This window comes from Stenotrophomonas maltophilia group sp. Smal13, from assembly GCF_030236855.1.
Lineage (GTDB): Bacteria > Pseudomonadota > Gammaproteobacteria > Xanthomonadales > Xanthomonadaceae > Stenotrophomonas > Stenotrophomonas maltophilia_A.
Window position 1 is genome coordinate 99,324 of record NZ_JASJSQ010000001.1, and the last position, 23,190, is coordinate 122,513.

At 65.8% G+C, this 23,190-nt stretch carries 14 protein-coding genes and 2 rRNA genes; 10 read left to right on the plus strand and 6 right to left on the minus strand.

Features of this window, described 5'->3' with window-relative positions; genetic code table 11:
- Positions 1-29: 29 nt before the first annotated feature.
- Positions 30-2,909 (plus strand): 23S ribosomal RNA (locus tag QRO95_RS00500).
- A gap of 127 nt (positions 2,910-3,036) precedes the next feature.
- A 5S ribosomal RNA gene (gene rrf, locus QRO95_RS00505) occupies positions 3,037-3,151 on the plus strand.
- Between the two features lie 451 nt (positions 3,152-3,602).
- Here the strand turns inward: rrf and QRO95_RS00510 are convergent.
- The 3 genes from QRO95_RS00510 to hemH form a co-directional block, all read right to left on the minus strand.
- Complete coding sequence (locus QRO95_RS00510) at positions 3,603-5,708, minus strand: methyl-accepting chemotaxis protein (protein ID WP_285301471.1); 2,106 nt, start codon at positions 5,706-5,708, stop codon at positions 3,603-3,605.
- Positions 5,709-5,998: 290 nt separating this feature from the next.
- Positions 5,999-6,853 (minus strand): alpha/beta fold hydrolase, encoded by an 855-nt coding sequence (locus tag QRO95_RS00515; protein ID WP_032128450.1) that lies wholly within the window; start codon positions 6,851-6,853, stop codon positions 5,999-6,001.
- Positions 6,850-7,812, minus strand: a complete 963-nt coding sequence (gene hemH / locus QRO95_RS00520) for a ferrochelatase (RefSeq protein ID WP_201117687.1) — start codon at positions 7,810-7,812, stop codon at positions 6,850-6,852. Before hemH ends, QRO95_RS00515 begins: the two co-directional genes overlap by 4 nt.
- A gap of 165 nt (positions 7,813-7,977) precedes the next feature.
- Between hemH and QRO95_RS00525 the strand changes: the two genes are divergently transcribed.
- The 4 genes from QRO95_RS00525 to tatC all read left to right on the plus strand — a co-directional run bounded on the left by QRO95_RS00525 (position 7,978) and on the right by tatC (position 10,397).
- Positions 7,978-8,871 carry a YSC84-related protein gene (locus QRO95_RS00525; protein WP_253145855.1) on the plus strand — a complete coding sequence of 298 codons (894 nt, stop codon included), beginning with the start codon at positions 7,978-7,980 and terminating at the stop codon, positions 8,869-8,871.
- A 75-nt stretch (positions 8,872-8,946) separates the two neighbouring features.
- Positions 8,947-9,174 carry a Sec-independent protein translocase subunit TatA gene (gene tatA, locus QRO95_RS00530; protein ID WP_032128453.1) on the plus strand — a complete coding sequence of 76 codons (228 nt, stop codon included), beginning with the start codon at positions 8,947-8,949 and terminating at the stop codon, positions 9,172-9,174.
- Between the two features lie 15 nt (positions 9,175-9,189).
- Complete coding sequence (gene tatB / locus QRO95_RS00535; RefSeq protein WP_121504097.1) at positions 9,190-9,651, plus strand: Sec-independent protein translocase protein TatB; 462 nt, start codon at positions 9,190-9,192, stop codon at positions 9,649-9,651.
- Entirely contained in the window at positions 9,648-10,397 is a 750-nt protein-coding gene (tatC, locus tag QRO95_RS00540; protein ID WP_032128455.1) for a twin-arginine translocase subunit TatC, read from the plus strand. Before tatB ends, tatC begins: the two co-directional genes overlap by 4 nt.
- 86 nt (positions 10,398-10,483) lie before the next feature.
- Here tatC and QRO95_RS00545 read toward each other — a convergent pair whose 3' ends face one another.
- Genes QRO95_RS00545 through QRO95_RS00555 form a run of 3 tightly spaced genes read right to left on the minus strand, consistent with a single transcriptional unit; the run spans position 10,484 to position 13,999 of the window.
- Positions 10,484-11,395, minus strand: a complete 912-nt coding sequence (locus tag QRO95_RS00545) for a BPSS1780 family membrane protein (protein WP_285301472.1) — start codon at positions 11,393-11,395, stop codon at positions 10,484-10,486.
- Between the two features lie 50 nt (positions 11,396-11,445).
- A complete protein-coding gene (locus tag QRO95_RS00550; protein WP_032128456.1) occupies positions 11,446-12,192 on the minus strand; it encodes a glutamine amidotransferase in 747 nt (248 codons plus the stop codon).
- The gene (locus QRO95_RS00555; RefSeq protein ID WP_285301473.1) at positions 12,164-13,999 is read right to left on the minus strand and encodes a GspE/PulE family protein; all 1,836 of its coding nucleotides are present in this window, start codon (positions 13,997-13,999) and stop codon (positions 12,164-12,166) included. The genes QRO95_RS00550 and QRO95_RS00555 overlap by 29 nt, the downstream gene beginning before the upstream one ends.
- Before the next feature lie 83 nt (positions 14,000-14,082).
- Between QRO95_RS00555 and glyQ the strand changes: the two genes are divergently transcribed.
- From glyQ to QRO95_RS00575, 4 genes are all read left to right on the plus strand, one after another.
- Positions 14,083-14,994 (plus strand): glycine--tRNA ligase subunit alpha, encoded by a 912-nt coding sequence (gene glyQ, locus QRO95_RS00560; protein ID WP_006403404.1) that lies wholly within the window; start codon positions 14,083-14,085, stop codon positions 14,992-14,994.
- Positions 14,995-15,081: 87 nt separating this feature from the next.
- Positions 15,082-17,157 (plus strand): glycine--tRNA ligase subunit beta, encoded by a 2,076-nt coding sequence (gene glyS / locus QRO95_RS00565; protein WP_049399153.1) that lies wholly within the window; start codon positions 15,082-15,084, stop codon positions 17,155-17,157.
- A 256-nt stretch (positions 17,158-17,413) separates the two neighbouring features.
- The gene (locus QRO95_RS00570) at positions 17,414-19,210 is read left to right on the plus strand and encodes an autotransporter assembly complex family protein (protein WP_285301522.1); all 1,797 of its coding nucleotides are present in this window, start codon (positions 17,414-17,416) and stop codon (positions 19,208-19,210) included.
- A complete protein-coding gene (locus QRO95_RS00575; RefSeq protein WP_049424283.1) occupies positions 19,207-23,067 on the plus strand; it encodes a translocation/assembly module TamB domain-containing protein in 3,861 nt (1,286 codons plus the stop codon). The genes QRO95_RS00570 and QRO95_RS00575 overlap by 4 nt, the downstream gene beginning before the upstream one ends.
- The last annotated feature ends 123 nt before the right edge of the window (positions 23,068-23,190 follow it).

Genomic DNA, 23,190 nt, shown 5'->3' on the forward strand with positions numbered 1-23,190 from the left:
ATATAACCCAAGGCAACTTGCGGTTATATGGTCAAGCGAATAAGCGCACACGGTGGATGCCTTGGCGGTCAGAGGCGATGAAGGACGTGGCAGCCTGCGAAAAGTATCGGGGAGCTGGCAACAAGCTTTGATCCGGTAATGTCCGAATGGGGAAACCCACCCGCTTGCGGGTATCCTGCAGTGAATACATAGCTGCTGGAAGCGAACCTGGTGAACTGAAATATCTAAGTAACCAGAGGAAAAGAAATCAACCGAGATTCCGTAAGTAGCGACGAGCGAACGCGGACTAGCCCTTAAGCTGATTTGGTTCTAGGAAAATGCTCTGGAAAGAGCAGCCATAGAAGGTGATAGCCCTGTATCTGAAAGGGCCATTTCAGTGAAGACGAGTAGGGCGGGGCACGTGAAACCCTGTCTGAACATGGGGGGACCATCCTCCAAGGCTAAATACTACTGACCGACCGATAGTGAACCAGTACCGTGAGGGAAAGGCGAAAAGAACCCCGGAGAGGGGAGTGAAATAGAACCTGAAACCGTGTGCGTACAAGCAGTAGGAGCTCCGCAAGGAGTGACTGCGTACCTTTTGTATAATGGGTCAGCGACTTACTGTTCGTGGCAAGCTTAACCGTATAGGGGAGGCGAAGGGAAACCGAGTCTGATAAGGGCGCATAGTCGCGGGCAGTAGACCCGAAACCGGGTGATCTAGTCATGCCCAGGGTGAAGGTGCGGTAACACGCACTGGAGGCCCGAACCCACTCCCGTTGCAAAGGTAGGGGATGAGGTGTGATTAGGAGTGAAAAGCTAATCGAACCCGGAGATAGCTGGTTCTCCTCGAAAGCTATTTAGGTAGCGCCTCATATGTATCCTCTCGGGGGTAGAGCACTGTTATGGCTAGGGGGTCATCGCGACTTACCAAACCATTGCAAACTCCGAATACCGAGACGGACTGTATGGGAGACACACGGCGGGTGCTAACGTCCGTCGTGAAAAGGGAAACAACCCAGACCCACAGCTAAGGTCCCAAATTCACTGCTAAGTGGAAAACCATGTGGAAAGGCACAGACAGCCAGGAGGTTGGCTTAGAAGCAGCCACCCTTTAAAGAAAGCGTAATAGCTCACTGGTCGAGTCGGTCTGCGGGGAAGATTTAACGGGGCTAAGCAGTGAACCGAAGCTTGGGGTGCATAACTTTGTTATGCGCGGTAGAGGAGCGTTCCGTAAGCCGTTGAAGGTGGATTGAGAAGTCTGCTGGAGGTATCGGAAGTGCGAATGCTGACATGAGTAACGATAATGCGGGTGAAAAACCCGCACGCCGAAAGCCCAAGGTTTCCTTGCGCAACGTTAATCGGCGCAGGGTGAGTCGGCCCCTAAGGCGAGGACGAAAGTCGTAGTCGATGGGAAGCAGGTTAATATTCCTGCACCTCGCGTAAGTGCGATGGAGGGACGGAGAAGGTTAGGTGTACCAGGCGTTGGTTGTCCTGGGGAAAGGCGGTAGGTTTGGATCTTTGGCAAATCCGGGATCCTTTAAGACCGAGCACCGAGACGAGCCTTTATGGCGAAGTCACTGATACCACGCTTCCAGGAAAAGCTCCTAAGCTTCAGCTTACGCAGACCGTACCGTAAACCGACACAGGTGGGTAGGATGAGAATTCTCAGGCGCTTGAGAGAACTCGGGTGAAGGAACTAGGCAACATGGCACCGTAACTTCGGGAGAAGGTGCACCCTTTTTGGTGGCTCGTGCGAGCTATAGCTGAAGAGGGTCGCAGTAACCAGGCCGCTGCGACTGTTTATCAAAAACACAGCACTCTGCAAACACGAAAGTGGACGTATAGGGTGTGACGCCTGCCCGGTGCTGGAAGGTTAATTGATGGGGTCAGCCGCAAGGCGAAGCTCTTGATCGAAGCCCCAGTAAACGGCGGCCGTAACTATAACGGTCCTAAGGTAGCGAAATTCCTTGTCGGGTAAGTTCCGACCTGCACGAATGGCGTAACGACAGCGGCGCTGTCTCCACCCGAGACTCAGTGAAATTGAAATCGCTGTGAAGATGCAGCGTTCCCGTGGCAAGACGGAAAGACCCCGTGAACCTTTACTATAGCTTTACACTGAACGTTGAGTTCGTCTGTGTAGGATAGGTGGGAGGCTATGAAACTGTGGCGCTAGCTGCAGTGGAGCCATCCTTGAAATACCACCCTGTCGTGCTTGACGTTCTAACCTGGGCCCATTATCTGGGTCGGGGACCGTGTATGGTGGGTAGTTTGACTGGGGCGGTCTCCTCCTAAAGAGTAACGGAGGAGCTCGAAGGTACGCTCAGCGCGGTCGGACATCGCGCACTGTGTGCAAAGGCATAAGCGTGCTTGACTGCAAGATCGACGGATCAAGCAGGTAGGAAACTAGGACTTAGTGATCCGGTGGTTCTGTATGGAAGGGCCATCGCTCAACGGATAAAAGGTACTCCGGGGATAACAGGCTGATACCGCCCAAGAGTTCATATCGACGGCGGTGTTTGGCACCTCGATGTCGGCTCATCACATCCTGGGGCTGTAGTCGGTCCCAAGGGTATGGCTGTTCGCCATTTAAAGTGGTACGCGAGCTGGGTTCAGAACGTCGTGAGACAGTTCGGTCCCTATCTGCCATGGGCGTTGGAGATTTGAGAGGGGCTGCTCCTAGTACGAGAGGACCGGAGTGGACGAACCTCTGGTGTTCCGGTTGTCACGCCAGTGGCATTGCCGGGTAGCTATGTTCGGAAGCGATAACCGCTGAAAGCATCTAAGCGGGAAGCGCGCCTCAAGATGAGATCTCCCGGGGCACAAGCCCCCTGAAGGAACCATGTAGACTACGTGGTTGATAGGTCAGGTGTGTAAGTACAGCAATGTATTGAGCTAACTGATACTAATGATCCGAGAGGCTTGACCATATAACCTCAAGTTGCCTTGGCTTTACGACAGCGTCGTAAGAGCATCCAAGTGCACGCTACGTCACAAGAACTACGAGAGGCAGGCGCCTTATCCAGTTGTATCGGATGGCGACGCTCCAACCGCCTCCCTGGTGAAATTAGCGCTGTGGAACCACCCGATCCCATCCCGAACTCGGAAGTGAAACGCAGCTGCGCCGATGGTAGTGTGGCTCAAGCCATGCGAGAGTAGGTCATCGCCAGGGTTTACACCCAAAACCCCGCTGCTTACGCAGCGGGGTTTTTCTTTTTGCGCGCGAAATGCGGGTAGTGCCGGCCGCTGGCCGGCAACCCGATGGCGTTACATCGCCCGTTAGATCCAGGCCATACGCGGATATTCTCCGCGGGTAGCCACAGCGCCAACCAAGGTTGGCGTCTACCGAGGGCATGCGGACCCACAGTAGATCCGCGCCGTGCGTGGATGGGCTGTCCCTGCAAAGATCGGGCCAACCCCGGCAGCAGGCCCAGACAGTGCGCGTGGCTGTGATTGCCGGCCAGCGGCCGGCACTACCAGTAGATCCACGCCATGCGTGGATGCCCTCCGTGAGGAACCACGGCGCCAACCAAGGTTGGCAGCTACTGGCAGCAAGGCCTACGCAACAAAAAGACGGCGCCCTGCGGGCGCCGTCTTGATCAGGATCGAACTGAAGGCCCGGATCAGGCGGCCTGCGAGACCTCGTGCGGTTCCTGCTGGCGGAACACCGACACCGCCTCGGTAAGCGTACCCGCCTGCGATTGCAGCTCGCGTGCGGCCGCGGTGGCTTCCTCCACCAGCGCCGCATTCTGCTGCGTGGCCTGATCCATCTGCACTACGGTCTGGTTGATCTGCTCAATGCCGATCGACTGCTCCTGCGACGCCGCGGAAATCTCGCGCATCAGGTGGCTGACATCCTCCACGCCGCCAACAATGCCCTGCATGCGTTGGCCGGCATCAGCTACCAGCTGGGCACCCTCACCCACCTGGCGGCCGGCTTCGTCGATCAGCTTCTTGATCTCCTGGGCCGCCGCCGCAGAGCGCTGCGCCAGTACCCGCACCTCGCTGGCCACGACCGCGAAGCCTCGGCCCTGTTCGCCGGCGCGTGCCGCCTCCACGGCTGCGTTCAAGGCCAGGATATTGGTCTGGAAGGCAATGCCGTCGATGACGCCGGTGATGTCGCCGATCCGCTTCGAGGCACCTTCGATGGCCTGCATGGTATTCACCACCCGCTGCATGGCCGTGTTGCCGTCACTGGCAGCGCTCTGCGTGGAAGCTGCCAACGCACTGGCCTCACGCGCATGGGCGGCGTTCTGGCGCACGGTGGCGGTGAGTTCCTCCATCGATGCTGCGGTCTCCTGCAGGTGCGCGGCCTGGCGCTCGCTGCGCTCGGACAACGCGCCGTTGCCGGCGGCAATCTCGCTGGCGGCGGTACTGATCGACGCCGCACATTCCTGGATGCGACCGACCATGCGTGCCAACTGACCGGCCGTGGCATTCGCATCGCGCTGGATGGCAGCGAAAGCGCCGTGATACTCGCCGTGCATGCGCCGGTCCAGATCGCCATTGGCCAGTGCCGAGAGCATCTGCCGCACTTCGTTGACGGTGCTGCCGAGCGTATCGAGCAGCTGGTTGATGCCACCGGTCAGCCCATCGAGGAAACTGGCACCTTCAGTGGCCTGCAGGCGCTGGTCGAGATCACCGGCCGCAGCCGCCGCGACGATGCCGGCCACGGAGTTTTCCAGCGCGAGTTCATGGGTGCGGTCATGCCATTCCACAGCGAAGCCCAGGCGCACGCCCTGCGCATCGAACACCGGGGTGACCACCTGCGCGAAGTGCACCGGGCCGATCTGGACCTTGCCGTTGTGCGTGACCTGCAGGCCATTGAGGATCGCGCGGATGCGGTCCGGGTTGGCGTGGAAGCGGTGGATGCTGCTGCCGACCAGGCGCTCGGCATCGAAGTCGGGGAAGGCCTGGCGCAGTGTTGCCTGCTGGTTGCGCAGCAGGGCCACCACCGAGCGGTTCACGTAACGGATCACGTGGTCGTTGTCGGCAATCATCATCGCGGTGCGCGAGGCATCGAGCGCCTGGCGGATCTGCGCATTCTCGGCATGCGCTTCAGCCTCGCGCCCACGCTGCGCCTGTACGTGGCGGGCGGTATCGGCCAGCGCATGGGCCAGCGAACCTGGTGCATAGGCCGCAGTATCTGCATGTGCGCTCAGATCGGTGCCCGTCGCGATATCGCGCGCCAGTGCCGCCAGGCGGCGCGGGCCGTGGCCAAGCGCCTCGGTCTGCTGGCGCAGGCGCAGCGCGACCTGGCCGAGGAACACGGTCAGGCTGGCGAACAGGCCCGCCTGCAGCAACGTCGGTCCCACGGCTGCGCCGTGCAGCAGCGGTACCAGCAGGGCGAGGGTGCCAACACCACCGGCCAGCCATACCGGCAGGCGATCGCGGTGGCTGAGCAGCACGCCCAGCAACAGCGCAATCGGCAATGCTGGTGACAGGCTGACGATCGCGCACAACAAGGCCAGCTGCAGCGACAACAGCAATGCCAGGCCCTTGCGGGCGACGGCCCGGCCCGCCTGTGGACCGGCCAGCCAGAGGGCGGGCAGTACGGCGGCCGCGGCCAACGCAGCGCCCGGTACGTGGGGCCCACGCAGGGCCAGCACGAGGCCAGCCACAGCCAACGCCGCGCTACCGATCAGCAGTCGACGGTCAGCGCGGTGCGCGAGCTGCTGCAGATGCGGCATGCGGGCGGTATCGGGGGGACGGGTGGATGCAACGGACATCGGCGACTCCTGGATCAGCAAACGACAACAGCCACGCCGCGGCACACGCAGGAGTGCGTGAGCAGGGCGCGAGCCGGGAATTCGGGGAACGCGGCGCGATCAGCGACGCGGAGACGGGACACCGTGGCCACATCCTGTGGGTGACGGTGCAGCAGAGCGGGCATGCGGACTTCCTTGCAGAACCAGACACACGCCGCAGGCCCGACCGGACCTGCGTGCTGCGGACGCAGGGGCCCGCAACTGATGTATCGGCCGCAAACGCGCGGAGTGAAGCGCGCGGATACGTTTGCTCAGCCGGCGTTGCCGTTGCTGAAGAAGTGCAGGATCACGCCCGCGATCTGTTCCGGGTCTTCCATGTGCAGGTGATGGTTGCCGGCAAACACCGCCAGACGGCCATCGCGCAGGTGCTGCAGGCGATCGCTGCGCATCGGCTCGGGATAGTACGACTGCGCCGGTGTGGCGTAGATCACCTGCGTCGGGCAGGCGATGGCCTGCAGCAGGTTGTCGATCTGGCCTTCGCTGAGGCGGATCGCAGTGGGCAGCATCAGGCGCGGGTCGCTGCACCAGCGGTAACCACCTTCGACCGGCTCCACGCCGCGCTCGACCAGCAGCCGTGCACAGCGCTCGCTGAGCTGGTTGGTCATCATCCGCGCGCGGATCGGCGCGGCGAGGTCGGGGAACACGCGCAGCTGCTTGCGTGCCAGTGCGCGTGTGGCATTCACATGCTCGCGCAGGCGGTTGGCGGTTTCTTCCTCAGGACCACGCAGGCCGCCGAGTGCTTCGATCGCCACCAGCCGTTCGACACGGTCGCTGACCGAGGCGGTGAGGCTGGCGATGCCGGCGCCCATCGAATGGCCGAGCAGGCTGAAACGGTCCCAGCCCAGCGCGTCGGCGACGTCGAGTACGTGACAGATGGCGGCGGCCGTGGTGTAGCTGGCACCGGCCGGCAGATGCGCGCTGTGGCCGTGGCCGGGCAGGTCGATGGCCACCAGCTGCAACGACGACAGGTGCGGCGCCAGCGGCACGAAGCTGGCCGCGTTGTCGAGCCAGCCATGCAGGGCCAGCACGCGCGGGCCATCACCGTAGTTGCGCAGGCCGGCGACGCGCGCGCCACCGACCTCGAGTTCAAACGGCTGCAGGCTCATGCCAGTGAGGCCACGGCCAGCCGCGCAAGCGCACGCGCGTGCTCCGGTTCGGCGTTGAGGCAGGGGATGTAGCGCATCGTCGCGCCGCGCTCGGCCAGTGTTTCGGTGAAGCCCAGTGCCACTTCTTCCAGCGTCTCCAGACAGTCGGTGGCGAAGCCCGGACACACCACGTCGATCTGCTTCACGCCGGATTCGGCCAGCGCCCACAGGCTCGGCTCGGCATACGGCTGCAGCCAGCGCTCGCGGCCGAAGCGCGACTGATAGCCCATCTGCCAGTCGTCCCTGCCCAGGCCCAGCGCGTTGGCGATGGCCTGCGCACTGGCCTCGCAGCGCTGCGGATACGGATCGCCGGCGTCGGCCAGGCGCTGCGGAATGCCGTGGAAGGAGAACATCAGTTTCTGGCCACGACCGTGCTGTTCCCAGTAGCGGCGGATCGAGCCGGCAACGGCGTCGACCCAGCCCGGATCGACCGAATAGTCGCGCACCAGGCTGACGGTCACGCCCGGATTGCGGCGCTGCCAGGCATCGACGCGGTCTTCGACCGAGGCGGTGGTGGTGGTGGAGTACTGCGGGTACAGCGGCAGCACCACGATGCGGCGCGCACCGTCGGCCGCCAGCCGGTCGAGTTCGCTGGCCAGCGCCGGTTCGCCATAGCGCATTGCATGGCGCACCGTCAGGGTCGGCAACAGCGCTTGCATGGCCTGCGCCAGCTGGCGCGTATGCACCATCAGCGGAGAGCCCTCCGGCAGCCAGACCTGGGCGTACTTGGCCGCTGAACGGCTGCTGCGCAGCGGCAGGATCAGTCCGCGCAGCAACGGCTGCCACAGCAGTGCCGGGATCGAGACCACGCGGGGGTCGGACAGGAATTCGGCCAGGTAACGGCGTACGGCGGGGGCCGTCGGCGTCTCGGGCGTGCCTAGGTTGACCGCCAGCACGGCGGTATCGGGTGCGTCGAGCATGAGCGGTATTGTCGCCGATCCGGTGCCGCGCCGGGATGCAGGGTTCGGATTGCAGGCATAGCGCGCATCAATGTGAGCAGGGAACGCTCATTGGGGATTCATGACAACACTACTAATTTCAGTCACTTGCTATATCTTCCTATGGACTGACTTCTGGAGCCTGCCATGCGTCGCCCGATCCAAGCCCTGCTGATCGCCGCCAGCCTGCTGTCCAGCCAGGCCATGGCCGGACCGCAGGAAGACCAGCGTGCCCGCAATGCCGTGCGCGTGCTGGCTGAAATCCAGGAAATCCCTGAACAGGGCATTCCGGACAAATTGCTCGACGAAGGCCGCGCGGTCATCGTCATTCCCGACACGATCAAGGCCGGTCTGGTCATTGGCGGTCGTCGTGGCCACGGCCTGATGTCCGTGCGCATGCCCAACGGTGCCTGGTCCAACCCGGTGTTCGTGAAGCTCACCGGCGGCAGTATCGGCTTCCAGGCCGGCGTGCAGTCCTCCGATGTGGTGCTGGTGTTCCGCAACGACCGGAGCCTGGACAACCTGGTCAACGGCAAGTTCACGCTGGGCGCCGATGCGGGTGTCGCCGCCGGCCCGGTCGGCCGCAATGCCGCCGCCGCCACCGACGGTCAGCTGAAGGCCGAGATCTGGTCCTGGTCGCGCGCCCGCGGCCTGTTCGCCGGTGTCGCCCTGGATGGTGCGGTGCTGCAGATCGACGATGCCGCCAATCTGGACGCCTACGGCAGCAACACCACGCCGCGCATGATCTTCGAAGGCCGTGCGGCCGGTTCGCCGTCGATGGATGTGGTCACGTTCCGCGACCGCCTGGAAGAGGCCACCTACGCCGCGCGTAACAACCGCAGCGGCAACGGCGGTAACGCGCCGCGTCCGGCAGCGGCCCCGGCGGTTGCTCCGGCGCCTGTTCAGGCAGCGCCGGCCGCCCCGGCCGAAGCCACCACCGCACCGCTGCAGAACGTGCCGCAGAACCCGCCGCCGCAGCAGCAGGGCTTCCAGCCGGTCAACGACGGCGAAATCCGCACGGAAACGCTGGGCGGAAACTGACTTTCGTCACGCGCGCCGGCTAACACCCGGTGCGCTATGCTCGACAGCCTGATCACTAACGTAACGAGCGTCTTTATGGGCAGTTTCAGCATCTGGCATTGGTTGGTCGTGCTGGCCATCGTCCTGCTGGTGTTCGGCACCAAGCGCCTGACCAGCGGCGCCAAGGATCTCGGTTCGGCGGTCAAGGAATTCAAGAAGGGCATGCGCGACGAGGACAAGCCGAACGCGCAGCTGGGCGATGAATCGCGCAGCCAGGACGCCTCGCGCGCCGCGCAGGACGAGCACGACCGTAACGCTCGCTGATCCGGAGCGGTCGCGGTGTTTGATATCGGCTTCAGCGAGCTGCTGGTGATTGCAGTGGTCGCCCTGGTGGTGCTCGGTCCCGAGCGCCTGCCCAAGGCGGCCCGCTTCGCCGGCCTGTGGGTGCGACGTGCCCGTAATCAGTGGGATTCGGTGAAACAGGAACTGGAGCGCGAACTGCAGGCCGAGGACATCAAGCGGCAGATGCAGGACGTGCGCCAGGGCATGCAGGACACCGAGAACCAGCTGCGCGCCAGCGGTGAAGCGATCCGTCGCGAAGCGCAGGAGGCCCAGCAGCAGGGCGATACGTTGGCGCAGGAAGTACGCGCGCCGGCGCCCGCAGATCTTCCGCCGCACATGAGCGCCGTGCCCGACACCGATGCGCCGGCACAGGAGAGCGTTGCTCCCGAGCCGACGCCGGCGACACCCCCTGAAGCCGGTGCGCCGCCGCCGCAGAGCAGCCCGGAGCGCCAGCCATGAGTGAACAGGATTTCGGCGAAAGCTCGCTGGTCGAACATCTGGTGGAACTGCGCGGCCGCCTGGTGCGCGCATTGCTGGGCCTGGGCGTGGTGCTGCTGGCGCTGCTGCCGTTCACCCAGAAGCTGTACAACGCGCTGGCCGAACCGCTGGTCTCGCAGCTGCCGAACGGGCAGACGATGATCGCCACCAACCCCGCCGGCGCCTTCTTCGCCCCGCTGAAGCTGACCTTCTTCGTCGCCCTGTTCGTGGCGGTGCCGTGGCTGCTGTACCAGCTGTGGGCGTTCGTCGCCCCGGGCCTGTATGCGCGCGAGAAGCGCCTGGCGGTGCCGTTGCTGGTGTCGTCGGTGCTGCTGTTCTACGCCGGCTGTGCCTTCGCCTACTTCCTGGTGCTGCCGGCGGTATTCCACTTCCTCACCACCTTCAGCCCGGACGTGATCGCGATCACTCCGGATGCGAACGCCTACCTGGACTTCGTGCTGGCGATCTTCTTCGCTTTCGGCGGCAGTTTCGAACTGCCGGTGGCGATGGTGATCCTGGTGCTGCTGGGCTGGGTGACGCCGCAGCAGTTCAAGGAAGGCCGCGGTTACGCGATCGTCGGCATCTTCGTGGTGGCCGCAGTGCTGACCCCGCCGGACGTGGTCTCGCAGCTGATGTTGGCGATTCCGATGTGCCTGCTCTACGAACTGGGCATCCACGCCGCACGCTGGCTGGTGCCGTCGTCGGTAGTGAAGAAACCCGCCGCCTGAAAGAAAAAAAGGGGACGGAGGGGATTAAGTCGTTAGCTGCACACACTGGGCATAAACGACTTAATCCCCTCCGTCCCCTTTTTCCGTCAGGCGTGGAACACGTCGCTTGAGGTCGGCGTGGTCGGGATCGGTGGGGCCGCGCGGCTGCCGCGATGCACGAACATCTGCTTCCACGCGGCGTAGACCGCGCCGACATACAGCGGCATCAGCACCGTGGTCAGCACCAGCTGGGCGATGAAGGCCGCAGCCAGCGGGCCACCGATCAGCATCGCGATCTGGATCACGATCACGAACAGGATGTACATGCAGAACGCGGCGATCAGGCCGAGCGCGGCGAACACGAACATCGCGCCGATGTTCTCGATGCAGCCCTGCAGGCTCAGGCGCAGCGCGTGCATGCCGCTCTGCTTGTCGAACACCACCAGCGCCGGCTGGGTGAACATCGCCAGCGACAGCGCCACCGCGCTCAGGAACACCAGCAGCATCCACAGCGCGATGCGCTTGGCCGGCAGGTTGGCGACCAGCGCGGCCGCATCATCCGGCTTGATCTGCTGGCCACTGCGGCTGATCTCTTCCATCTTGGTCATGACCTCGCTGAAGGCGGTGAAGCCCTCGCGGCCGATCATCATGAACAACAGCGCGCCCAGCAGCAGGACCGCCAGCACCTGGATCGCCAGCGGCACCAGCAGGTGGCTGACGCGGTGGTCGCGGATCGGCTGCAGCAGGTGCGAGGCCAGGCCCGGGCGGCCTTTGTCGATCTCGCCCACGGCATACAGCATGCCGCCGAACATGATCGGCGAAATGGCCAGGGTCATGAGCTGTACTGCCATGCCGGCGGCGCCGGGAATCAAGGTCGACAGCAGGGTCACCACCCAGCTCACCAGCAGCCAGGTCAGGCCGATCCGGGCCAGCTGCAGCGGCGCACGCCGGTACAGGGAGAACGTATCCAGCAACCACTGGGCGCCCGCCGAGGCCGGCAGCTTGCGAATCTCTTTCATGGACATCCGGGAAGGACAGGAGGGGGCCGGGCGGCTGCCCGTGCCGCCGATTATCCCTGTTTTGCCACCGGCTGGGCTGAAGACAGCCGCGCCTGGCGGACGAAGCGGCGCAACAGCTGGCGGGCCAGCGGTGCGGCGCTGACCGCGCGCTCGATGCTGCGGGCGCAGCCGCCGTGGCGGCCGATGCAGTCGGCGCGGGCGCGCACGTAGCCGCGCATGTGGTGGGTGGCGAATTCCGGATGGAACTGCACGCCCCACGCCTGGCGGCCCCAGCGGAAGGCGTGGCAGCCGTCCAGCGGCGAGCGTGCCAGCACTTCGGCACCTTCCGGCGCGCGCAGCACCGTCTGCAGGTGGGTGGCGTGGGCGGCGAAATGCTGCGGCAGGCCCTGGAACAGCGGGTCCTGCGCGGCCTGCGGCTGCAGTTCCAGCTCGATCGTGCCGGACTCGCGCCCGGCCGGGTTGTAGGCCACCTCGCCACCCAGCGCGTGCGCCAGCAGCTGGTGGCCATAGCAGATGCCGAATACCGGCAGGTCGTCGTGGGCGGTCTGGCGCAGCCATGCGGCGCTGCGCTCGCTCCACTCGGCGTGGTCGGTGACGAAGGCGGCCGAGCCGGTCACCAGCACGCCGGCGAAGGCATGTGGGTCGGGCAGGGCGCCACCGTGTTCGACATCGACCACCACCGTCTCGTGCTCTTCCAGCCCGGCGGCGACGCGGATCCAGTGCGGAAAGCGCCCGTAGCGGCGCAGCGACGGTACCGGGCGGCCGGTTTCAAGGATCAGGAACGGGGCTGGGTTCATCCGGGGGCGGCAGGACTGACAGGACTTCCTCGATTGTAGTCAGCCCCTGCGCCACCTTTTCAAGCCCGGCCTGGCGCAGGGTTCGCAGCCCTTCAGCCCGTGCGGCACGGCTGAAACCGGCCAGATCCATGTCGGCACGGATCTGCCCGCGCAGCCGCGAACCCAATGGCAGCAACTCATACAGGCCGATGCGGCCGAGGAATCCGGTGCGCCGGCACTCCAGGCAACCGACCGGCCGACAGGGCGTGGCGGCATCTGGATATGCGGCATGGCTATCAGCCAGCACCGCCCAGTCGGCGGCGCCGAGGCTGTGCGGCTGCTTGCAGTGCGGGCACAGCGTGCGCACCAGGCGCTGGGCGAGGATGCCGTTGAGGGTGCTGGCCAGCAGGTAGTGCGGCACGCCCAGGTCGAGCAGGCGGGTGACCGCCGAGGGCGCGTCGTTGGTATGCAGGGTGGACAGCACCAGATGGCCGGTCAGCGAGGCCTGCACCGCCATCTGCGCGGTTTCCAGGTCGCGGATCTCGCCGATCATGATGATGTCCGGGTCCTGCCGCAGCAGCGTGCGCACGCCGCTGGCGAAATCCAGGTCGATGTTGGTCTGCACCTGCATCTGGTTGAACTCGGGCGCGATCATCTCGATCGGGTCCTCCACCGTGCACACGTTCACGTCCGGCGTGGCCAGGCGCTTCAGCGTGGAATACAGGGTGGTGGTCTTGCCCGAGCCGGTCGGGCCGGTGACCAGCACGATGCCGTGCGGGCGTTCGACCAGTGCATTCCAGCCCGCCGCCTCCTGCGGGCTGAAACCGAGCTGGTCGATGCTCTTGAAGGCGGCATCCGGGTCGAAGATGCGCATCACGCACTTCTCGCCGAAGGCGGTGGGCATGGTCGACAGACGCATCTCGACCTCGCGGCTGCCCGGCGAACGGGTCTTGATGCGGCCATCCTGCGGGCGCCGGCGTTCGGCCAGGTCCATGCGGCCGAGCACCTTGATGCGGCTGACCACCGCGGTCATCACCGCCGGCGGTACCTCGAACACCTTGTGCAGCACGCCGTCGATGCGGAAGCGCATGCGCCCCATTTCGCGGCGCGGCTCCAGGTGAATGTCCGAGGCGCGCTGCTCGTAGGCGTACTGCAGCAGCCAGTCCACGATATGCACGATGTGCTGGTCGTCGGCATTGACGTCGCCGGTGCGGCCCAGCTCCACCAGCTGTTCGAAGCTGGGCAGGGTGGTGCTGGCCTCGCCGCGCACGTCGCCACGGGCGCCGCGCACCGAGCGGGTCACCCCGTAGAACTCCATGGTGTAGCGGTGCAGGTCCAGCGGGTTGACCACCGCCAGCTCGATGCGGCGGCGGGTCAGGTGCTGCAGGTCACGGCGCCACTCCTGCACCAGCGGCTCGCTGGTGGCCACCAGCACGCGCTCGGCATCCACCGCCAGCGGCAGGAAGCGGTGGCGGCGGGCGTAGGCGTGGGAGACCAGCGCGGTGACGGCGGCAACGTCGACCCGGGTCGGGTCGATGCGCAGGTAGCGGCTGCCGGTGCGCTGCGCCAGCCACTCGGTGAGGCGCTCCAGGGTCAGTTCGCCACCGCCGTTGGCGGCCAGCTTGAGGTTGGACAGCAGCACCAGCGGGTGCACTTCACTGGCGTTGCGTGCGCCCTGCGCGGAAAAGCGCATGCGCTCGCGGTCCTGCTCGGCCACCAGGCCATCGGCGATCAGGGCCGCGGCAATCTGCTCGAACTGCAGGCGACCCCACGGCAGCGGTACGCGGCCAGCCTCGCCGGGCGTGCCCACCGGCAGCCGATGTTCCATCTGCCTGCTCCTCCCGGGTACGGAATGCCCCGCAGGTCGGCCGTTATACTAGCGCACCCCCTTGCCGGCCAAGACTCGTACGCATGTCCGCGACCCCGACCGTTCCGATCACCTTCCAGGGCCTCATCCAGACCCTGAACCAGTTCTGGGCCCAGCAGGGCTGCGTGCTCATCCAGCCGCTCGACCTGGAGGTGGGCGCCGGTACCTTCCACCCGGCCACCTTCCTGCGTGCGATCGGTCCGGAGAGCTGGAACGCGGCCTACGTGCAGCCCTCGCGCCGCCCGACCGACGGCCGCTACGGCGAGAACCCGAACCGTCTGCAGCGCTACTACCAGTACCAGGTGGCGATGAAGCCGGCGCCGGACAACATCCAGCAGCTGTACCTGGATTCGCTGAAGGCACTGGGCATCGATCCGCTGGTGCACGACCTGCGTTTCGTCGAGGACAACTGGGAATCGCCGACGCTGGGCGCCTGGGGCCTGGGCTGGGAAGTCTGGCTCAACGGCATGGAGGTGACCCAGTTCACCTACTTCCAGCAGGCCGGTGGCCTGGAGTGCCGCCCGGTGCTGGGCGAGATCACCTATGGTCTCGAACGCCTGTGCATGTACCTGCAGAACTGCGACAACGTCTACGACCTGGTCTGGACCTACGGCCCGGACGGCCAGCCGGTGACCTACGGCGACGTCTACCACCAGAACGAGGTGGAGCAGAGCACCTACAACTTCGAATACGCCGACGTGGAAGAGATGTTCCACCGTTTCGATGCCTGCGAACGCGAAGCGCAGAAGCTGGTGGAAGTGAACCTGCCGTTGCCGGCCTACGAGCAGGTGATGAAGGCCAGCCACACCTTCAACCTGCTGGATGCGCGCCGCGCGATCAGCGTGACCGAGCGCCAGCGCTACATCCTGCGCGTGCGCGCGCTGGCCCAGGCGGTGGCCAAGGCGTACTACGAGCAGCGCGAGAAGCTGGGCTTCCCGGGTGCGAAGAAGGCCTGACCGCCTTCCTGCACCGACCCGCTTTTCACCCACTACCCGGGGCGCCGGACGCGTTGCGCGCTGCGCCCCCACCACAGGATCGAACCGATGAGCCAACTGTCCCCCCTGCTGATCGAACTGGGCACCGAGGAGCTGCCGGTCAAGGCGCTGCCGGGCCTGGCCCAGGCGTTCTTCGACGGTGTCGTCGAAGGCCTGCGCAAGCGCGGCGTCGCGCTGGAACTGGGCGATGCGCGCCCGCTGTCGACCCCGCGCCGCCTGGCCGTGCTGCTGCCGGGCGTCGGCCTGGAGCAGCCGGAACAGCACAGCGAAGTGCTGGGCCCGTACCTGAACATCGCGCTGGACGCCGAAGGCCAGCCGACCAAGGCCCTGCAGGGCTTCGCCGCCAAGGCCGGGATCGACTGGACCGCGCTGGAGAAGACCACCGACAACAAGGGTGAGCGTTTCGTGCACCGCGCGGTGACCCCGGGTGCGAGCACTGCCAGCCTGCTGCCGGAGATCCTGCGCGAGGCGATCGCGGCGATGCCGATTCCCAAGCCGATGCGCTGGGGTGACCACGCCTGGGGCTTCGCGCGCCCGGCCCACTGGCTGGTGCTGCTGCACGGTGCCAACGTGGTTGAAGCCGAGCTGTTCGGCCTGCAGGCCGGTCGCGTCAGCCGTGGCCATCGTTTCCACCACGACCAGGCGGTGTCGCTGGCCCAGCCGCAGGATTATGTTGAAGCCCTGCGTGCCGCGTTCGTGCTGGTCGACCCGAGCGAACGCCGTGCGCGCATCGTTGCCGAGGTCGAGGCCGCTGCGGCCAAGGCCGGTGGCAGCGCCCGCATCACCGACGACAACCTGGAGCAGGTGGTGAACCTGGTCGAATGGCCGTCGGCAGTGCTGTGCAGCTTCGAACGCGCGTTCCTGGCGGTGCCGCAGGAAGCGCTGATCGAGACGATGGAGATCAACCAGAAGTTCTTCCCGGTGCTGGATGCCGCTGGCACCCTGACCGAGAAGTTCATCGGCATCGCCAACATCGAATCGAAGGACGTGGCCGAAGTGGCCAAGGGCTACGAGCGCGTGATCCGCCCGCGCTTCGCTGATGCCAAGTTCTTCTTCGACGAGGACCTGAAGCAGGGCCTGGTGTCGATGGGCGACGGCCTGAAAACGGTGACCTACCAGGCCAAGCTGGGCAGCGTGGCCGACAAGGTGGCGCGCGTGGCCGCTCTGGCCGAAGTGATCGCCCCCCAGGTCGGCGCCGACGCCGCGCAGGCCAAGCGGGCCGCGCAGTTGGCCAAGAACGACCTGCAGTCGCGCATGGTCAACGAATTCCCGGAACTGCAGGGCATCGCCGGCCGCCACTACGCCGTGGCCGGTGGTGAATCGCAGGAGGTGGCGCTGGCCATCGACGAGGCCTACCAGCCGCGCTTCGGTGGTGACGACATCGCGCTGTCGCCGCTGGGCAAGGTGCTGGCGATTGCTGAACGTGTCGACACGCTGGCCGGTGGCTTCGCCGCTGGCCTGAAGCCGACCGGCAACAAGGACCCGTTCGCCCTGCGCCGCAACGCGCTGGGCCTGGCCCGCACGATCATCGAAAGCGGCTTCGAGCTGGACCTGCGCGCGCTGCTGGCCAGCGCCAACGCCGGCCTGGCCGCACGCAACGTGCAGGCCGATGTCGGCGAGCTGTACGACTTCATCCTCGACCGCCTGAAGGGCTACTACGCCGACAAGGGCGTGCCGGCCACGCACTTCAACGCCGTCGCCGAGCTGAAGCCGGCCTCGCTGTACGACTTCGACCGCCGCCTGGATGCGATCGGCACCTTCGCCGCGCTGCCGGAAGCCGAGGCGCTGGCTGCGGCCAACAAGCGCATCCGCAACATCCTCCGCAAGGCCGAAGGCGACATTCCGGCCCAGATCGACCCGGCGCTGCTGCAGGAAGACGCCGAGCGCGCGCTGGCTGAAGCGGTCACCGCGGCCATCGACGACACCGGCGCCAGCCTGCAGCACAAGGACTATGTGGCTGTGCTGGCACGCCTGGCCCGCCTGCGCCCGCAGGTCGACGCGTTCTTCGATGGCGTGATGGTCAATGCCGAGGATCCGGCGCTGCGTGGCAACCGCCTGGCGCTGCTGACGATGCTGGGCGAGCGCCTGGGCAAGGTGGCAGCGATCGAGCATCTGTCGAGCTGACGCCCGTATCGGTAGTGCCGGCCGCTGGCCGGCGTTGCCACCGCGCATCGGATCGATCTGCGGGTTGCCGGCCAGCGGCCGGCACTACCGGATCACCGCTGGCGGATGTCCATCGGGGTCATTGCCGGCATCGCGCACGATGCCGGCATCCTCGGCTGCGATCACGACGATCGCCACAAAGGCGCGTATTTTGACCGCCACTTAACAACCGATCCCCAATGACGTGATGCATTTCGCATCGTCACCTTCGGTCGGTATGCTGTGCCGTATGCAGCCAAAGAAATACGCCCTGCCGCTGATGGTCCTGTCGCTGGCCGCCACCTCCGTGGCCCACGCGCGCGGCACCATCGACAAGGTGGACATCAAGGGATTGGACAAGGGCGACGACGCCGCAATCATCGAGAACATCCAGGAATCGCTGTCGCTGTACGACACGATCGGCAAGGAACAGGGCGAATCGCGCCTGGAGTACCTGCTGTCACAGGCCGAGCGGCAGACCCGCCAGGCACTGGAACCGTTCGGGTACTACAACCCGGTGATCAAGGTCGAGGCGCCGCGCGAGGACGAGCATGTGCGCGTGCTGATCCATGTCGACAAGGGCACCCCGGTGACCGTCCGCCGCGAGCACATCGACATCACCGGGCCGGCGATGTACGACCAGTACCTGCAGGACGATCTGGCCGCGTTCAAGCCGCGCAAGGGCCAGCGTTTCGAACATACGCAGTACGAAGCCAGCAAGATCACCGTCACCCGTCGCCTGGCCGAACGTGGCTATTTCGATGCCGACTACACCCAGCGTCAGGTGCAGATCACCCGTGCCGACAACGCCGCCGACATCGACCTGACCTGGGACAGCGGCCGTCGCTACAACATGGGACCGGTGCGTTTCGAGCAGGACTACTTCGTCGACAAGCTGTTCGATCCGCTGGTGTACTGGGAACAGGGCAGCTACTTCCACGAGGGCAAGCTGGACCGGCTGCGCGAGTCGCTGACCAAGCTGGACTACTTCAGCGTGATCGACATCCAGCCGCGGCCCGACCAGGCCGATGCGAACGGCGAAGTGCCGGTGGATGTGAAGCTGACCCGTGCCAAGCGCACCATCTACACCGCGGGTCTGAGCTACGGCAGCGAAAGTGGCCCGGGTGTGCGCGGTGGCATCGAACGGCGGTGGCTGAACAACCGCGGCCACAAGATGAACACGCAGCTGGACTATGCGCAGAAGCGCAAGAGCCTGGTCACCAGCTACCGCATTCCGGCCCTCAACTGGCTTGATGGCTGGTACACCTTCGCTGCCAGCGCCTACGACGAGCAGACCGACTACATCGACCTGCGCAACTTCAAGCTGATCGCCAGCCGCAGCGGCGAGATCAACGAACACTGGACCGCGATCGCCTCCATCAACGCGCTGCGCGAGCGCTGGCGCTATGCCTCCGGCACCGAATTCACCGACGCGGTCTACAACACGTCGACGCTGGTGTACCCGCAGATGGTCGCCGACTACGTCAACGTCGATGACGAACTGTTCCCGCGCAAGGGCATCAGCGGTACTGCGACGATGCGTGCCGGCGTTGAAGGTGCCGGTTCGGACACCAGCTTCGTGCAGGCCAATGCCGTGCTGCGCTGGTACATCCCGGTAGGCGAAAGCAACCGCCTGATCCTGCGCGGCGAAGGTGGCACCACCTGGACCAGTGATCTGGTGGCGATGCCGCCCAGCCTGCGCTACTTCGCCGGTGGTGACCGCAGCATCCGCGGCTATGCCTATCGCGAGGTGGGCCCGCGGACCCCGGCACCGGACAAGTACGCGCTGGGCGCCAAGAACCTGGTGATCGGCTCGGCCGAGTACGAGCACTATTTCAATGGTGGCCCCTGGGGTGCGGCGGTGTTCGTCGATACCGGCAGCGCCTTCGACAACACCATCGATCTGCATACCGGCGTCGGCTTCGGCGTGCGCTGGAAATCGCCGGTGGGCCCGGTGCGCGTGGATATCGCGCATGGCTTGAACAACCCGGATTCGCAGTTCCAGCTGTACCTCAACATCGGAGCGGACCTGTGAGTACGCCCGCACCCACTCCGAACCCGACCACGCCGCCGCGCGTGCGCTTCTACCGCCGCCGCCGCTTCTGGGCCTGGTCCGGTGTGGGCGTGCTGGGCCTGGTGCTGCTGGCCCTGCTGGCGGTGTACTGGTTGCTGCAGACCGTGGCCGGGCGTGACGTGCTGCTGGCGCAGGTGGTGGCACGGCTGCCGGTGGGCGCCAGCTTCACCTGGGACAAGGTGGACGGCCCGGTGGCCGGTCCGCTGACCCTGTACAACGTCGACTTCCGCTACGACGACATCCATTTCCACGCCGAGCGCGCCCATCTGGAGCCGGACCTGCGCCCGCTGCTGGGCCGCAAGCTGCTGCTGGACAAGCTGGAGCTGACCAACGCAACGTTGAACCTGGCCAAGAGTGACGAGCCGTTCAAGCTGCCGTCGTGGCCCGATTCGCTGCCGCAGATCGAAATGCCGTTGGCGATCCAGGCCGATGCCATCGCCATCGACGGCTTCCGCATCAGCCAGGCCAACGAGCCGGTGATCGACATCAGTCGCGTGCGCGGCGGCATCGAGATCGCCAATGGCGAGTTCCAGGCACACAAACTGGTGGTGGACAGCGACATGGGCAATTTCACCGCCCAGGGTCGTTACATCCCGGCCAAGGACTACGACACCGATGTGACCGTCACCGCGGTGCTGCCGGCGCCGCGTGGCCGCACGGCCGCCACCGTCGGCCTGGTCGCCCGCGGTGACCTGTCGCACATGGAAGTGGCCGTAGCCGGGCGCGCGCCGAAGCCGCTGCACGCGATGCTGGTGTTCGATGGCCGCACCGATCCGAGCTGGAGCGCCAGCATCCGCAGTGACGAGCTGGATCTGGCGCTGCTGTCGCCGGCACTGGCCAGCTCGGCGATCGCGCCGCTGGCACTGGATTTCACCGCCGCCGGCAAGGGCGGCAACGCCAACCTGCGTGGCAAGGTGAAACAGGGCGATCAGGAACTGGAACTGGCACCGTCGGTGGTGTCGCTGCAGGACCAGGTGCTGAAAGTCTCACCGCTGCTGGTGAAGGGTCTTGGCGGTGAGGCGCGGCTGGAAGGCACCGCCGATTTCAGCCAGGAAGACCAGCAGAAGCTCAACTTCTCGGTGGTCGCACATGACCTGACCTACGTGCCAGCGGCGGACCCGAACACCGCCGGCAGCGCCCCGGTGCCGGTCACCTTGAAGGAAGCGCGCTTCGGCCTGGCCGGTACCCTGAAGGCCTGGGCGGCGATCGGCCGCGCCGAGGTCGAGCGCGACGCGCAGAAGGCACAGCTGCACTTCGATGTGCGCGGCAACGATCAGGCCGCGTCGATCCACCAGCTGCAGGCGCAGACCCCGGGTGGCCAGCTGCAGGTGGAAGGCCAGGTGGCGTGGGCACCGCAGCTGGACTGGGATGCCAAGGCCACACTGAAGGACTTCGACCCCGGCTATTTCGTGCCGGGCTGGAATGGCCGCCTGTCCGGCAACCTGGCCTCCAAGGGCCGCCAGCTGCCGCCGCCGGCAAACGCACCGCCGGGTACCGCCGGCACGTTGGAAGCCACGGTCGATCTGCCGTCGCTGAAGGGCGTGCTGCGTCAGCGCAACCTGGACGCCCAGGGCAAGTTCGCGCTGCAGGGCGCGCAGGGCCAGGGTGACCTGAAGCTGTCGCTGGGCAGCAGCCGGGTGACCGCTTCGGGCAAGGTCGGTGACCGCCTCGACATCGATGCGCGTTTCGAACCGCTGCAGCTGAGTGACCTGCTGCCGGGCGCCGATGGCGGCCTGCGTGGCCAGGTACAGGTGAAGGGCCCGCGCGATGCGCCGGACATCACCGCCGACCTGGTCGGCAACAACCTCAACTGGGACGGCTACGGCGCCGAGAGCGTGAGCATCAAGGGCCACCTGCCGTGGCGCGGCGACAGCGGCACGCTGGCGATCCAGGGCCAGCAGGTCAATGCCGGCATGCTGCTGGAACGCTTGAACGTGGATGCGCAGGGCAGTGTCTCCAACCTGCGCCTGGCCGCGCAGACCCGCAACGAGATGGGCGCGATCGAGCTGCAGGGCAGCGTGCGCCAGCAGGGCGCGCAGTGGCGCGGCGAGCTGGCCGCGCTGCGCATCGCACCGGTGAAGGGCGATGCCTGGTCGCTGCGTGCACCGGCGGCGTTCGCGATCAACGGCAGCAACTACACGCTGGGCGAAGCCTGCCTGGCCGCTGCCAGCAGCGGCACACTGTGCGCACAGGCCAACTGGCCGCGCGAGGGCCTGGTGGTGCGCAGTGATGCGCTGCCACTGGCGCTGGTGCAGCCGTGGTTGCCGCCGCAGTCCGGCCGTCGCATCTACCTGCGTGGCGATGTCAGCCTGGATGCGCAGATCCGCCCGCGCGGCAACGCCTGGGAAGGCCATGTGGAAGTGCGCTCGAAGGAAGGCGGCGTGCGCCTGGGTGAGAACCGCAATGCCGTGGGGGACACCACCCGTGGCGAGCTGGTGCGCTACGACCAGTTCTCGCTCAAGCTCGACATGACCCCGGCCAGCATCAAGGGCTACCTGGGCATGGGCTTCCAGGGCAACGGCTTCGTCGATGCCAGGATGCAGACCGGTTGGGAAGCCAGCGCGCCGTTGAACGGCGAGCTCTATCTCAACATGTCGCGGCTGTACTGGCTGGAGCTGTTCTCGCCGGACATCGTGCGACCGACCGGCCTGATCGAAGGTCACGTCAGCCTGCGCGGTACGCGTGGCCAGCCCTCGCTGGGCGGTGACGCGCAGCTGAGCAACTTCAAGGGTGAATTCCCGGCGCTGGGCCTGACCTTCGACCAGGGCAAGGGCAGCTTCGTGGCCCAGCCCGATGGTTCAGCCAAGATCACCGCGCAGGCCAACTCCGGCCAGGGCACGCTGTACGTGGATGGTGGCCTGTCGTGGTTCGGCGATGCACAGCCGCTGCAGTTGAAGATCCACGGCGACAACGTGCTGCTGTCCAACACCAGCGAGCTGCGCATCGTCGCCAATCCCAACCTCGACTTCACCTTGGCCAAGGCCGCGATGGAGCTGCGTGGCACCGTGCACGTGCCCGAGGCCGACATCGATCTGGAGCGCCTGGACCGCGGCACCTCGGTGTCCGAAGACGTGGTGGTGCTCGACCCGGCCGATCCGGAAGAGTCGCGTACCTCGCCGCTGGACATGGAGCTGACCGTCAGCCTCGGTGACAAGGTGAAGATGACCGGCTTCGGCCTGAAGGGCGCGCTGACCGGCAAGATGCAGGTCTGGGCCAAGCCTGGCCGCGAAATGACCGCCAATGGTGGGCTGGAAGTGAGTGGCCGCTACAAGGCGTACGGGCAGGACCTGACCATCACCCGCGGCAACCTCACCTGGAACTACAACGCGGTGTCCGACCCGCGCATCAACATCCGTGCCGAGCGCCGGATCGGTGATGTCACTGCTGGTATCGACGTGACCGGGCGTGCGCAGCAGCCGCGTGCGGACGTGTGGTCCGATCCGGCGATGTCGCAGTCCGAAGCCCTGGCTTATCTGGTGCTGGGACGCAGCCTGACCGGCGCCAGCAGCGACCAGACGCAGCAGGTCAATGCGGCCTCGGCGGCATTGTCGGCCGGCAGCGGCCTGCTGGCCTCGCAGCTGGGTGCCAAGCTGGGCCTGGACGATGCCGGCGTGAGCCAGTCGCGCGCGCTGGGTGGCTCGGTGATCGGCGTCGGCAAGTACATCTCGCCCAAGCTGTACGTCGGTTACGGCGTGTCGCTGGTCGGTGCCGGTTCGGTGATCACGCTGAAGTACCTGCTGCGCCGCGGCTTCGACGTGGAAGTGGAATCGAGCACGGTGGAAAACCGTGGGTCGATCAACTGGCGGCGGGAGAAGTAACGATGCGGTAGTGCCGGCCGCTGGCCGGCAACTGCACCGTATCTCCCGAGTTGCGTGGGTTGCCGGCCAGCGGCCGGCACTACCGTGCACGACGCCCCCAACCATCGGCCGTTGCCCCTTCCG